This is a genomic window from Streptomyces prunicolor NBRC 13075 (assembly GCF_000367365.1).
GTDB lineage: Bacteria > Actinomycetota > Actinomycetes > Streptomycetales > Streptomycetaceae > Streptomyces > Streptomyces prunicolor.
Map to the genome: position 1 here is coordinate 111,608 of NZ_BARF01000054.1, position 13,148 is coordinate 124,755.

General features: G+C 70.4%; 13 protein-coding genes. 3 read left to right on the top strand and 10 right to left on the bottom strand.

Annotated features, from left to right (window positions below; translation table 11 throughout):
- Positions 1-49 precede the first annotated feature (49 nt).
- Positions 50-1,000 (bottom strand): methionyl-tRNA formyltransferase, encoded by a 951-nt coding sequence (fmt, locus tag SPR02S_RS24890; RefSeq protein WP_019059724.1) that lies wholly within the window; start codon positions 998-1,000, stop codon positions 50-52.
- Between the two features lie 285 nt (positions 1,001-1,285).
- Here fmt and SPR02S_RS24895 point away from each other — a divergent pair, with 285 nt between their 5' ends.
- The gene (locus SPR02S_RS24895; protein WP_019059725.1) at positions 1,286-1,855 is read left to right on the top strand and encodes a hypothetical protein; all 570 of its coding nucleotides are present in this window, start codon (positions 1,286-1,288) and stop codon (positions 1,853-1,855) included.
- Between the two features lie 336 nt (positions 1,856-2,191).
- On the opposite strand, the gene SPR02S_RS24900 is transcribed toward SPR02S_RS24895, so the two are convergent.
- Positions 2,192-4,345, bottom strand: a complete 2,154-nt coding sequence (locus SPR02S_RS24900; protein ID WP_026150840.1) for a primosomal protein N' — start codon at positions 4,343-4,345, stop codon at positions 2,192-2,194.
- Positions 4,346-4,406: 61 nt separating this feature from the next.
- Positions 4,407-4,937, bottom strand: coding sequence for a TetR/AcrR family transcriptional regulator (locus tag SPR02S_RS24905; protein WP_106437005.1), 531 nt, complete (start codon positions 4,935-4,937; stop codon positions 4,407-4,409).
- 80 nt (positions 4,938-5,017) lie between these two features.
- Here SPR02S_RS24905 and SPR02S_RS24910 point away from each other — a divergent pair, with 80 nt between their 5' ends.
- A complete protein-coding gene (locus tag SPR02S_RS24910) occupies positions 5,018-5,932 on the top strand; it encodes an ABC transporter ATP-binding protein (RefSeq protein ID WP_019059728.1) in 915 nt (304 codons plus the stop codon).
- On the top strand, positions 5,922-6,674 hold the full coding sequence (locus SPR02S_RS24915; protein ID WP_019059729.1) for an ABC transporter permease: 753 nt from the start codon (positions 5,922-5,924) through the stop codon (positions 6,672-6,674). The genes SPR02S_RS24910 and SPR02S_RS24915 overlap by 11 nt, the downstream gene beginning before the upstream one ends.
- Before the next feature lie 88 nt (positions 6,675-6,762).
- Here SPR02S_RS24915 and metK read toward each other — a convergent pair whose 3' ends face one another.
- The 7 genes from metK to SPR02S_RS24950 all read right to left on the bottom strand — a co-directional run bounded on the left by metK (position 6,763) and on the right by SPR02S_RS24950 (position 13,111).
- Positions 6,763-7,986 carry a methionine adenosyltransferase gene (gene metK, locus SPR02S_RS24920; RefSeq protein WP_019059730.1) on the bottom strand — a complete coding sequence of 408 codons (1,224 nt, stop codon included), beginning with the start codon at positions 7,984-7,986 and terminating at the stop codon, positions 6,763-6,765.
- A 250-nt stretch (positions 7,987-8,236) separates the two neighbouring features.
- Positions 8,237-9,439, bottom strand: coding sequence for a bifunctional phosphopantothenoylcysteine decarboxylase/phosphopantothenate--cysteine ligase CoaBC (gene coaBC / locus SPR02S_RS24925; protein WP_019059731.1), 1,203 nt, complete (start codon positions 9,437-9,439; stop codon positions 8,237-8,239).
- Positions 9,440-9,551: 112 nt separating this feature from the next.
- A complete protein-coding gene (rpoZ, locus tag SPR02S_RS24930; protein WP_019059732.1) occupies positions 9,552-9,824 on the bottom strand; it encodes a DNA-directed RNA polymerase subunit omega in 273 nt (90 codons plus the stop codon).
- 40 nt (positions 9,825-9,864) lie between these two features.
- Positions 9,865-10,458, bottom strand: coding sequence for a guanylate kinase (gmk, locus tag SPR02S_RS24935; protein WP_043258466.1), 594 nt, complete (start codon positions 10,456-10,458; stop codon positions 9,865-9,867).
- 59 nt (positions 10,459-10,517) lie between these two features.
- A complete protein-coding gene (locus SPR02S_RS24940) occupies positions 10,518-10,841 on the bottom strand; it encodes an integration host factor (RefSeq protein WP_019059734.1) in 324 nt (107 codons plus the stop codon).
- Positions 10,842-11,162: 321 nt separating this feature from the next.
- Positions 11,163-12,008: an orotidine-5'-phosphate decarboxylase gene (pyrF, locus tag SPR02S_RS24945; RefSeq protein ID WP_019059735.1), complete on the bottom strand. Its 846-nt coding sequence runs from the start codon at positions 12,006-12,008 to the stop codon at positions 11,163-11,165.
- Positions 12,005-13,111, bottom strand: a complete 1,107-nt coding sequence (locus SPR02S_RS24950; protein WP_019059736.1) for a quinone-dependent dihydroorotate dehydrogenase — start codon at positions 13,109-13,111, stop codon at positions 12,005-12,007. The genes pyrF and SPR02S_RS24950 overlap by 4 nt, the downstream gene beginning before the upstream one ends.
- Positions 13,112-13,148: the final 37 nt, after the last annotated feature.

Genomic DNA, 13,148 nt, shown 5'->3' on the forward strand with positions numbered 1-13,148 from the left:
GAGATGTACCCCCAGCCTACGTCGCACCACCCGGACCGCGCGCGGTCCGTCAGGCCCCCACGGTCCCGACGGTCCCGAGGCCCTCCCCCGCGCCGATCCGCGCCCCGCGCGCCCAGTCCGCCGCCCGCATCGGCTTCTTGCCCTGCGCCTGCACCCACAGCAGCTCGACGGCGTACGAACCGGTCCCCACGTACACGTTGTTCTTGCCGACGGCCAGCGCACCGGGCGCGAGGTCGGTCCGCTCGGGCACGGGCACCGCCTGAATCAGCTTGAGCCGCTCACCGCGGAACACGGTCCAGGCCCCGGGCGCGGGCGTACATCCACGCACCACCCGGTCCACTCGCAGAGCAGGATCCGCCCATTTCACCTCCGCGTCCTCGACGTTGATCTTCGGGGCGAGGGTGATGCCCTCGTTCGGCTGCGGTACGGCCTTCAGGGTGCCGTCCTCGATGCCGTCCATGGTCGCAGCGAGCAGGCCCGAGCCGGCGAACGCGAGCCGGGTGAGCAGATCGCCGCTGGTGTCGGTGGGGCGGATCTCCTCGGTGACGGTGCCGTAGACGGGTCCGGAGTCCAGGCCTTCCTCGATCAGGAAGGTGGAGGCGCCGGTGATCTCGTCGCCGGACATGATCGAGTGCTGCACGGGGGCGGCGCCGCGCCAGGCGGGGAGCAGCGAGAAGTGCAGGTTGACCCAGCCGTGGGCGGGGATGTCGAGGGCGACACGGGGCAGCAGGGCGCCGTAGGCGACGACGGGACAGCAGTCGGGCGCGATCTCCCGCAGCCGCTCCAGGAACTCCGGATCACGCGGTTTGACGGGCTTCAGCACCTCGATGCCCGCCTCCTCGGCCCGCTCGGCGACGGGACTCGCCACCAGCCTGCGCCCACGCCCGGCCGGCGCGTCGGGCCGCGTGACGACGGCGGCCACCTCGTGCCGCCCGGAGGCGATCAGGGCGTCCAGGGCGGGAACGGCGACCTCGGGGGTACCGGCGAAGACGAGCTTCATGGGAGGGTTCGGGCCTCTCGGGCGGAGGTGGGCGGGCAGCGCACCAGTCTATGGCGCGTCCCGGCGCGCGCGCCCGGCGGCTCACACCCGTCAACTCACCGACGACTCCCCCAACTCCCCGGCGCCCGCAGCGCACACCGGTTCTGCGGGGGCGTACGCATATGCCCCTACGCCCCCTTCGCGTGACCAGCGGAGCGCACAGGCGTTGGTCAAGAAAGAGTTGACCTCCTTGGGCCGCATTCGCGCGGCCCGATCCTTTTCAACGCCGGTTCGAGAGGCTTGTTCATGGCCGACCACGCAACCCACGACGCCCAGGCTCGGGCCAGCCTGCACTTGCTGGTGCGGGACATCGAGCGGGTCCGCCGGCAGGTGGACGCACTGCGCACGCTCACCGCCCAGCTGGGCAACGTCTACCGCCCGCGCCGCTCCGGCCCGTCCACGGGCTTCGTCGTCTACGGACGCGCTCCCGCCCCGACGGTCCGTCTCGCGCAGGAGCTGCGGGACAGTGTCGAGACCCTGGTCACGGCCGCCGTGGACTTCGACCGCTCACTCGGTTTCTCGTGGGACGCGGTGGGCTCGGCCCTGGGCGTCACCAAGCAGGCGGTCCACCGCCGCTACGGCGCCCGCCGCGCCGCGACCCAGGCCGCGGCCGACGCCGAGCGCACGACGGAGGCGGCGACGACCCGCCCGGTGGGCGTGAACACCGGCCTCCCCACGATGCCCGCACTCCCCGCGCTCCCCGCGCTCCCGACGGTCCCCGCCGCCCGCTCCATGCCGACCCAGCCCACAGCAGGCAGCCCCACCCTCCGCGAAGAGCCCAGGCCCACGGCTTTCCCGGGCCCCCGAAACGGCTGACCCCACTCGAACCTTGCCTGCCTCCCGGCGAAAACCCGGGAGGCAGCTGCATGTTCAAACCCAGTTCGCCTGCGGCCCGGACCCACGCACGGCCACCCACAAACGCAGACCAAGCGCGCGCACGGCCACCCGCTGGCCGCCGACGAGAACTCCCACGCCAAAGGCCCACCCCTCAACCGACGGTGAACGCCGCGCGCGGAGCACACACCCACCCAACAACCACCGGCCGGCGGCCGCCGACGGCGAGAACCCCCACGGGAAACGTCCACTTCTCAGCGGACGGTGAACGGGCGGTGCGCGGGTGGGAGACAAACCGAGGCCGAAGGCCGAGGTGACTCACCCGATATCCGGCGGATCAACACGCACCCGCACCACATCCCCCCCACCCCGAGCCATCCGAGCAGCCTGCGCAGCCTTCAGCGCCGCAGCCAACGCCCCCCCACTCCCCGGCCGCACCCGAATCAACGCCCGCACCCACTCCTCCCCGACAGGGGGATCCCCCACCCGCCGAGCCCGCCCCGCCGAAGCAACCGGCACCACCATCGCAACCGGCCCCAACACCTCAGCATCCGGCGGCAGTTCAACAGCAGCGAGAAACTCCGCAACAGCCCCCGCCACCCCCGCCACCGCAGCCATCCGAGAAACCGGCGGAAACCCCAACTCCCCCCGCTCCGCAAGCTCCCGCACGGCATGCCCAACGGGATCCCACCGCACCAACGCCTGCACAGGCCGCAAGGTAGGTTCCGCAACCACGACCACAGTCCCCCCACCCCCCTGCGCCCGCACCAACGAACTCGCCGCGATCCATCGCCGCAACGCATCCTCCCCGGCCCGCAGATCAGGCCGCCCGAGCATCGCCCACCCGTCCAGCAGCAACGCCGCCGCATACCCCCCGTCGGCAACCGGCTCGGCCCCCGGCGTACTCACGACCAACGCAGGCGTCCCCGGCACCGTGTCAAGCACCTGCTCCCTCCCGGACGTCCGCACCGGCACCGCAGGAAACGCCCGCCCCAACTCCTCCGCGGTCCGCCGCGCCCCCACGATCTGGGCCCGCAACCGGAACCCCCCGCACTCGGGACAGTGCCAGGAGTTCTCCTCGACCCCGCACCACCCGCACCGCAGCACACCGGCGTCCTGCCCCTCCAACGGCCCCGCACAGTGCCGACACCGCGCGGCAGCCCGACACTGCGCACAGGCCATCCGCGGCACATACCCCCGCCGAGGCACCTGCACCAGCACGGGCCCGTGCTTCAACCCCTCCCGCACCGCCTGCCACGCCAACGTCGGCAACCGCGCGGCCCGAGCAGCCTCGTCCCGCGCCAAGTCCCCGTCCCCCACGGTCCGTACAAGCGGCGCAGCCCCCCGCACCTGCTCGCGCGACGCGACCAACGGCCGCGCCCACCCGCTCTCCACCAGCTGCGCGGCCTCCACCGTGCAACTCCAACTCCCCAACAAGAACCCGCACTTGTCCAAAGCGGCCCGCAGCAGCAACACATCCCGCGCATGCGGCTGCGGCGCGTGCGGCTCGCTGTGACTCCCGTCCCCGTCGTCCCAGATCGCGACAAGCCCCAGATCCTGAACGGGCGCGAACATCGCGGCCCGCGTCCCGACGACCGCGCGCACGGACCCCCGCCGCACGGCCAGCCACTGCCGATACCGCTTCTCGGGCCCCGCATCGGCGGTGAGCAGCGCATGCCGCCCCTCCCCCAGCAGCGCGGTCAACGCGGCGTCGACCCGCCCGGCGGCCCGCCCGTCCGGTACGACGACGAGCGCCCCGCGCCCCGAGGCGAGCGTCGCGGCGACGGCCCGCGCGATCTCCTCGCTCCACTCCGGCCCCGGCAACGCGTTCCACACGGCCCGGGGCGCGCCCCCCGACGCGAGCGCCTCCAGGAACCCGGCCCCCCGCTCGTACCGCCCCCAGGACCCCACCTCGGGCACCTCAGGCGGCGGCAACGGCGCCGGCGACGGCTTCTGCTCGGCCCGAGCACTACGCGGCGGCACGGCAAGCTGCAGCACATCGGCAAGGCTCCCGGCGTACCGATCGGCAACGGCCCGAGCGAGCCCCAGCAACTCTTCACTCAGCACAGGCTCGGGCGACACGACCTGTGCCAGCGCGGCAAGCGGCCCGGAGTAATCCGACTCGGCCAGCCGCTCGACAAGAAACCCGTCGATCAGCCCCCCGCCCTCACGCCGCCCGTCCCGCACCCGATGCCGCCCGGCCCCGAACCGCACCCGCACCCGCACCCCGGGCTGCGCATCGGCGTCAAGTTCCTCGGGCACCGCATAGTCGAAGTACCGGTCAAGATGCAGCACCCCTTTGTCGACGAGTACCCGCGCAACCGGCAACCGCCCGGCCAACGCGGCCCCCCGCCACGTCCGCGGCTTCGCCTTCGGCCCCTTCGCCTGCCGCACACTCTCCCGAATCAACGCAAGCTGCTCAGGCGGCGCACCCTCCGCACCGCCACCCCGTTCCCCGTTCTCGCTGCTCACCCTTGCATTCTTACCAAACGCCACTGACAACGGCCGCCGCCCGCCCTACGCACTCGCCCCTCTAGCCCTCGGCGAGGACCCGAACAATGAGGTCCTCGGCGAAGGCCATGTCCTCGTCCGGGTCACTGTCGCGGAACCGCCCCCCGGCCTCCGAGGCGGCGAACCCGAGCATGAACGTGGACAACAGCCGCTCGGCCCGCGGAATCCGCTCCTCCTGAAGACCGGCGGCGCGCAGCGCACCGTAGACCGCGTTCCGAGGCCCGACGGCCTCCGGCGTGACCGCAGGACGCTGGAAGAGCAGCAGAAACAGATCGGGGTGGCGTCGGGCCGTGGCCCTCATACTGCGGCCGAGCAGACGCAGTTGCTCCCGCCAGCCCAGCCCAGGCCCGGGCACCTCGATCTCCAGCAACAGCCGCTCCACGAGGCCGTCGAGGAGCCCCTGCTTGTCGCCGACATGGCGGTAGAGCGTCATCGGGTTCACGTCGAGTTCCTGCGCGACGGCCCGCATCGTTACGGCCGACAGCCCCTTCCGGGTCGCCAACTCCCATGTCACATCCAGCACTTGATCACGACTGATCCGCCGTGGCGTCACTTGACATCCTCCTCCGAAGCTACGTATACACAGTATACGTATACGTTGTATATATCGACGGAATCGAGGGAACGGCAACCATGCTGACCGTCACCGGCCTGCGCAAACGATGGGGCCCCGTCCAGGCCCTCGACGGCTTCGACCTCCACATCGACCCCGGCGAGATCTGCGGCCTGATCGGCCACAACGGCGCCGGCAAAACCACCTTCGCCCGCACGGTCACCGGCCTGGAGCACCCCGACGCGGGCACGATCCTCGTAGCCGGAGTGAACCTCGCCACGGCCCCACGCTCCGCCCGCACCCTGATCGGCCTGGCCCCCCAGGAACTGGCCCTCTACCCCACCGCCACACTCCGCCAGAACCTGCGCCTCTACGGCGGCCTCGCCGGCCTGCGCCGATCCGAACTGCGCACCGAACTGGCCGCCGTAGCAGAGGAGTTGCTCCTCACCGACGTACTCGACCGCCCCATCTCAACACTCTCCGGCGGCCAACAGCGCCGTGCCCAGGCGGCCACGGTCCTCCTCCCCCGCCCCCGCGTCCTGCTGCTCGACGAACCCACCATCGGCGCCGACCCCACCACCCGCGAAGCGCTCCTACGACTCGTCAGGACCCGCGCCGACGAAGGCGTCGCCATCTGCTACACCACGCACTACCTACCGGAGTTGGAGCACCTGGACGCCACGCTCGCGGTCGCCGCGTCCGGCCGCGTGATCGCCCGCGGCAACCGCGCCGACCTCCTGAACGGCCTGCCCGGCGAGATCACCGTGACATTCAACGGCCCTGCACCCGGGCACCTGACACAGCCCTCGACCGCCCCCGACGAACTGCGTTTCAGCACCACGGCCCCGGCACAGGCACTGGCCCGTTTCCTCCACGACCTGGGCCCCGACACCACCCGAGTCCGCTCGGCCACGATCCGCGAACCCTCACTGGACGACCTCTACCGCAGCCTGGCCACGCGCCAACTCCCCACGGAGACCCCCGATGCGGCCTGAACTCACGTCGCCCACGGCCCGCCGCACCTGGGTCATGACCCGCCACACCCTGGTCCTCCTGGTCCGGGACCCGGGAACCCCACTCGCCTACACCGTCATGTCCCTGGTGCTGCTGAGCGTGCTCCACCCGGTGTACGACCGCCTGGCCACCCCCGGCACACCGGGCATCGTGCAGGCCGCTCCGGGCATCGCGGTGATGTTCACCCTGCTCGCCCTGGACGTGGCCGGCCAACTCCTGCTCTCCGAACGCACCTGGCACACCTGGGACCGCCTGCGCTCCGGCCCGGCGTCCCCGTCGACGATCCTGGCCGGCAAGGCCCTCCCGTTGGTCACGCTGTTCCTGGCCCAGCAGACCGTACTGTTCCTCTTCGCCGCCACGGCCTTCGGTTTCCCCCTCACCGCCGGCACCTGGCGAGTCCCCCTACTGGCCCTCCTCTGGGCGGCCTGCGTCACCTCCTGCGGCCTCGCCCTCGGCGTCCACGCCCGCACCCAGGGCCAGTTGGCCGCCGCCTCCGACATAGGCGCCCTCACGATCACCTGCCTCAGCGGCTGCCTGGTCCCCCTCACCGTCCTCCCCCACTGGGTCTCCACGGTGGCCCCCGCGACCCCGGGCTACTGGGCCCTCCACGGCTTCCAGGCAGCGGTCACCGGCGACACCCGCGCCTACGCGCACTCGGCGGCGGTCATCGCAGCCATCACAGCGACGGCACTCGTCGTCTCGGCCCGGGGTATCCGCCGCTGATCTCGGCCGGAAAACACCGAGGCCCGGCTCCCCCAAGGGAAACCGGGCCTCGTAGAGCCTGAAGACAGCGCAGGAACTAGCGCAGGAACTACAGTCCCGCGGCCTTCCGCAGCGCGTCCACGCGGTCGGTGCGCTCCCACGTGAAGTCGGGGATCTCACGGCCGAAGTGACCGTACGCCGCGGTCTGGGCGTAGATCGGGCGCAGCAGGTCGAGGTCGCGGATGATGGCGGCCGGACGCAGGTCGAAGACCTCGTCGATCGCCTTCTCGATCCGGTCCGTGTCGACCTTGGCCGTGCCGAACGTCTCGACGAACAGGCCCACCGGCTCGGCCTTGCCGATCGCGTACGCGACCTGGACCTCGCAGCGCGAGGCGAGGCCCGCGGCCACGACGTTCTTCGCTACCCAGCGCATCGCGTAGGCGGCGGAGCGGTCCACCTTGGACGGGTCCTTGCCCGAGAAGGCGCCGCCGCCGTGACGGGCCATGCCGCCGTACGTGTCGATGATGATCTTGCGGCCGGTCAGGCCGGCGTCGCCCATGGGGCCGCCGATCTCGAAGCGGCCGGTCGGGTTGACCAGGAGGCGGTAGTTCTCCGTGTCGAGCTTGATGCCGTCTTCCAGGAGCGCCTTCAGCTCGGCCTCGACCACGAACTCGCGGATGTCGGGGGCGAGCAGCGACTCCAGGTCGATGTCCGACGCGTGCTGCGAGGAGACGACGACCGTGTCGAGACGGACGGCCTTGTCGCCGTCGTACTCGATGGTGACCTGGGTCTTGCCGTCGGGGCGCAGGTACGGGATCGTCCCGTTCTTGCGGACCTCCGAGAGGCGCTTCGCGAGGCGGTGCGCCAGGAAGATCGGGAGCGGCATCAGCGTCGGCGTCTCGTCCGTCGCGTAGCCGAACATCAGGCCCTGGTCGCCCGCGCCCTGCTTGTCGAGCTCGTCCCCTTCTTCACCTGCGGCGGAACCCTCGACCCGCTTCTCGTACGCCGTGTCGACACCCTGCGCGATGTCCGGGGACTGCGCGCCGATCGACACCGACACACCGCAGGAGGCGCCGTCGAAGCCCTTCTTCGAGGAGTCGTAGCCGATCTCCAGGATCTTGTCGCGGACGAGCTGCGCGATGGGCGCGTAGGTCTTGGTGGTGACCTCGCCGGCCACGTGCACCAGGCCGGTCGTGATCAGCGTCTCGACGGCGACCCGGGAGGTCGGGTCCTCCGCCAGAAGCGCGTCGAGAATGGTGTCGCTGATCTGGTCAGCGATCTTGTCGGGGTGACCTTCGGTCACGGACTCCGAGGTGAACAGACGACGGGACACAACGCTCCCTGAGGTTGCAGCGGCTGCTGGCTGATCATTGGCGGACGGGACGGGAGCTGCGCCCGACGTCGTCCGAGAACAGTTTATCGGTCGCGGTCGACAGACGGTCCCCCTGTCTCGTCTCTCGGGAAACGCTGTGACCTGCGGCACGCGCATTTTGCCGAATGCCGAGTGCCGTTGGCCAGAGCCGCCACGCACCAATGTCAGGTTTCGGCGAACTGACAGACGGCTGACAGATGGCTGAAACACATCAGGCGAGACGCTGCGCCACCAGGTCCCATACGGTCTCGGCCAGCGCTTCCTTCGGTCCGTACGGAACGGCGGTCTCGCTGCCGTCGGCGCCCAGCACAACCGCCTCGTTCTCCTCGGAACCGAACGTCTTGCGCTCCCCCACCTCGTTCACCACCAGCAGGTCGCACCCCTTGCGTGCCAGTTTGGTACGGCCGTTGGCGAGGACGTCGTCCGTCTCGGCGGCGAACCCGACGACCACCTGTCCGGGACGGGCCCGCTCGGCGGAGATCTCCGCGAGGATGTCCGGATTCCGTACCAGGACGATCGGGTCGGGTTCCTTGCCGTCCTTCTTTTTGATCTTCCCGGACGCGTACTCCGCCGGTCGGAAGTCGGCGACCGCCGCCGCCATGACGACGGCATCCGCGTCCGCGGCGGCCTTCAGCACCGCTTCCCGCAGCTGTACGGCGGTCCCGACCGGGACGACGTCCACGCCCGCCGGGTCCGGCAGTCCCGTGTTCGCGGCGATCAGCGTGACCCGGGCGCCCCGGGCTGCGGCCGTGCGCGCGAGGGCGTAACCCTGCTTGCCGGAGGAGCGGTTGCCGAGGAAGCGGACCGGGTCGAGGGGCTCGCGGGTGCCGCCGCCGCTGACGACGACGTGCCGGCCCTTGAGGTCGGGCTCGGTGACGCCCCGCGCGAGCACCCGGCGGCAGACCTCGAAGATCTCGGTGGGGTCGGGCAGCCGGCCCTTGCCGGTGTCGACGCCGGTCAGCCGGCCGACGGCCGGTTCGATCACCACAGCACCCCGGCGGCGCAGCGTCGCCACGTTCTCCTGGGTGGCCGGGTGTTCCCACATCTCCGTGTGCATGGCGGGCGCGAAGACGACCGGACAGCGGGCGGTGAGAAGGGTGTTGGTGAGGAGGTCGTCGGCCAGGCCGTGCGCCGCCTTCGCCAGCATGTCCGTCGTCGCCGGTGCCACGATCACCAGGTCGGCGCTCTGTCCGATGCGCACATGCGGGACCTCGTGGACGTCGTCCCACACCTCGGTCGAGACGGGGTGCCCGGAGAGCGCGGACCAGGTGGCCGCGCCGACGAAGTGCAGGGCGGAGGCGGTGGGGACGACGCGGACGTCGTGGCCCGACTCCGTCAGTCTGCGCAGCAGTTCGCACGCCTTGTACGCGGCGATGCCTCCGCTGACCCCCAGAACGACCTTGGGCTTGTCCACCGTCTCTCCCCGAACTCGGAAACGTGCGTGCGACTCGTGCGACCTGTACGACTCCATGACACACCACAGGCCCGACAGTCGCTGCCGGGCCTGTGGATAAAGCTGCTGCGGCTCAGGTCGCGGGGCCCTCGACGGCCTCGGAGGTGAGCAGACCCGCGTTGATCTCGCGCAGGGCGATGGAGAGCGGCTTCTCGTGGACGTGGGTGTCGACGAGCGGACCGACGTACTCGAGCAGGCCCTCGCCGAGCTGCGAGTAGTACGCGTTGATCTGACGGGCACGCTTGGCGGCGTAGATCACGAGGCTGTACTTCGAGTCCGTGGCCTCGAGGAGCTCGTCGATCGGAGGGTTGATGATGCCCTCGGGAGCGGTGATGGAAGAGGACACGCTCTGCCTTCCGAAAGATGGGATGAGATCGGAAAAACGATCACACAACTTCCATCAAGGCTAGCAGCTCGCGCGCTACGTCCTCGACGGAGGTGTTGACCAGGGTCGCGTCGAACTCGGGCTCCGCCGCGAGCTCGATCTTGGCCGCCTCCAAGCGGCGCTCGATCACCTCGGGCGGCTCGGTGCCCCGTCCGGTGAGCCTGCGCACCAGCTCCTCCCAGGAGGGAGGAGCCAGGAACACCGAGTGCGCCTCGGACATGGACTCGCGGACCTGCCGGGCGCCCTGGAGATCAATCTCCAGGAGGACCGGTACGCCGGACTCCAGGTGCTCGAGTACGGCGGTACGCGGCGTGCCGTAGCGGTTGCCCGCGAATTCGGCCCACTCCAGAAGCTCGCCGTTGGCGATCAGCTTGTCCATCTCCTCGTCGGAGACGAAGAAGTAGTGGACGCCGTGCTTCTCGCCGGGGCGGGGCCTGCGGGTCGTCGCCGACACCGAGAGCCACACCTCGGGGTGTTCCTTGCGCATATGGGCGACGACCGTGCTCTTGCCGACCCCAGAGGGGCCGGAGAGCACGGTCAGCCGCGGACGTACGTCCGGGGGCTCGGGGGTCGTCCCCCGGAATGTTGCAGCCATGCAGCGATTATTCCAGCAATCCCGGTGTGCCCGGGACTCCCGGTCCGGAGTATCCGGACTCAGGAACCAGTGCTGCCGAACTCACGCTCCAGGGAGGCGATCTGGTTGGAACCAAGGCCACGGACACGGCGGCTCTCGGAGATACCGAGTCGCTCCATGATCTGCTTGGCGCGGACCTTGCCCACGCCGGGCAGAGACTCAAGCAGGGCGGAGACCTTCATCTTGCCGATGACGTCGTTCTCCTGGCCCTGCTTGATGACGTCATGCAGGGAGGCGCCGGAGTGCTTGAGTCGATTCTTGACCTCGGCCCGCTCCCGGCGAGCCGCGGCGGCCTTTTCGAGCGCGGCTGCGCGCTGTTCAGGGGTAAGGGGCGGAAGAGCCACGCCTACGTCACCTCGGATGTCGAACTGTCGGATACGGACCGGTGAGGAACCTAGTCGCCCCACACCTGGGGAGCTACGAGCAACACGCTTGCCCGTTGTCCCCCACTACCTAAAGGGTGTGGGGGTACCCCCACTGCTCGGAGACTAGCGGCCAGGGACGCCAGAGTCAGCGAGAACAGAGGAAAAGTCCTGGTCAGCCTGCGCCAGGCCGGACATTCCAGACATAATGCCCCTGATTTGAGGATGTATTCAGACTCAAGTCGCTCCGGAGTCGCTCGTCGAGCCACTCATCGGAGGACTCGATCGACCCGTTCGAACACCTCAGACGGTCGCAAAGGCGACGCGGATCTCCTCCGCGAAGCCATCTGAGGCCGTCCGCAGGGCTCCCACGTCGGGACCATGACGTAGAACACTCCGGCTCACGTTCGGGACGACGTTGCGCAGCGCCGACCCGAAGACCCCGGAAAGATCCGCCGGAGTGGCCCCCTGCGCCCCGATACCGGGCGCGAGGATCGGACCGTTGATGGCGAGGTCGTACGACGACAGGTCGCCCAGCGTGGCGCCGACGACGGCCCCGAAGGAGCCCAGTGGCTCCTCCCCGGCGTTCTCGGCGGCCAGGTGGGCCAGCATGGTCGCTCCGATGTTCCGGCCGTCCGCGCGGAGCGCGTGCTGCACCTCGCCGCCCTCCGGGTTGGAGGTCAGCGCGAGCACGAAGAGGCCCGCGCCGCTCTCCCGCGCCAGTTCGATCGCCGGGGCGAGCGATCCGTAGCCGAGATACGGCGAGACGGTCAGCGCGTCGGAGAAGAGCGGGGCGTCCTTCCGGAGGAAGGACTCGGCGTACGCGGCCATGGTCGAGCCGATGTCGCCGCGCTTGGCGTCCATGACTACGAGCGCGCCGGCCGCCCGCGCCTCCTCGACGGACTTCTCCAGGACGGCGATCCCGCGCGAGCCGAAGCGCTCGAAGAAGGCGCTCTGCGGCTTGAGGACGGCGACCCGGTCGGCGAGTGCCTCGACGACCGTGCGGCTGAACCGCTCAAGGCCGGCCACGTCGTCGTTCAGGCCCCACTCGGTGAGCAGCGAGGCGTGCGGGTCGATGCCGACGCAGAGCGGGCCGCGTTCGTCCATGGCCCGGCGGAGACGTGCGCCGAAGGGTTCGAGAGGGCTCATACCGGCTTCCTTGCGTCGGCGCCGACCGCGTCGGCGAGGGTGGCGTACGGGCTCGTGCGCAGGCGTGCGGCGAGGCCCTTGTGGATCGCGCGGCCCCAGAAGGGGCCTTCGTAGATGAAGGCGCTGTAGCCCTGCACGAGCGTGGCGCCGGCGAGGATGCGCTGCCAGGCGTCCTCGGCGTTCTCGATGCCGCCGACGCCCACGAGGGTGATGCGGTCGCCCACGCGCGCGTAGAGGCGGCGCAGTACCTCCAGGGAGCGGGACTTCAGAGGTGCTCCCGACAGTCCGCCGGTCTCCTTGACGAGCTCGGGTTCGGATTTCAAACCGAGTCCATCGCGCGCGATGGTGGTGTTCGTGGCGATGATGCCGTCCAGGCCGAGTTCGACGGCAAGGTCGGCGACCGCGTCCACGTCCTCGTCGGCGAGGTCCGGGGCGATCTTCACCAGGAGCGGGACGCGGCGGTCGGTCACCGCGCGGTCGGCGGCCTCGCGGACGGCGGTCAGCAGCGGGCGCAGTGCCTCGGTCGCCTGGAGGTTGCGCAGCCCGGGCGTGTTGGGCGACGACACGTTGACGACGAGATAGTCGGCGTGCCGGGCGAGCCGCTCGGTCGACTTCACGTAGTCGCCGACGGCCTCCTCCTCGGGGACGACCTTGGTCTTGCCGATGTTGACGCCGACGACGGTCCGGAAGACCGCCTCACGAGCCTTCAGGCGGGCCGCCACGGCCGCGGAGCCCTCGTTGTTGAAGCCCATGCGGTTGATGAGCGCCCGGTCCGGCACAAGGCGGAACAGCCGCTTCTTGGGGTTGCCGGGCTGCGGCTCCCCCGTGACCGTGCCGATCTCGACGTGGTCGAAGCCGAGCATCGACATGCCGTCGATCGCGACCGCGTTCTTGTCGAAGCCGGCGGCGAGCCCGAACGGGCCGTGCATACGCAGCCCGAAAGCCTCCGTGCGCAACTCCTCGAACCGGGGCGCGAGGGCGGCGGCGACGAACGTGCGCAGGACGGGGATGCGGACGGCGAGCCGGATCCAGCGGAAGGCGAGGTGGTGGGCCTGCTCCGGGTCCATCCGTTTGAAGACCAGACGGAAGAAAAGCTTGTACATCTCAGTGTCCTCACGAGAAGGGGGACACCGTTTCCGG

Bases quoted from the DNA above. Each gene is read 5' to 3' on its own strand.
- SPR02S_RS24910 (WP_019059728.1), top strand. From the start codon at position 5,018: ATGCTGACCGTCACCGGCCTGCGCAAACGATGGGGCCCCGTCCAGGCC.
- SPR02S_RS24915 (WP_019059729.1), top strand. From the start codon at position 5,922: ATGCGGCCTGAACTCACGTCGCCCACGGCCCGCCGCACCTGGGTCATG.
- SPR02S_RS24950 (WP_019059736.1), bottom strand. From the start codon at position 13,111: ATGTACAAGCTTTTCTTCCGTCTGGTCTTCAAACGGATGGACCCGGAG.
- SPR02S_RS24895 (WP_019059725.1), top strand. From the start codon at position 1,286: ATGGCCGACCACGCAACCCACGACGCCCAGGCTCGGGCCAGCCTGCAC.
- fmt (WP_019059724.1), bottom strand. From the start codon at position 1,000: ATGAAGCTCGTCTTCGCCGGTACCCCCGAGGTCGCCGTTCCCGCCCTG.
- pyrF (WP_019059735.1), bottom strand. From the start codon at position 12,008: ATGAGCCCTCTCGAACCCTTCGGCGCACGTCTCCGCCGGGCCATGGAC.
- gmk (WP_043258466.1), bottom strand. From the start codon at position 10,458: ATGGCTGCAACATTCCGGGGGACGACCCCCGAGCCCCCGGACGTACGT.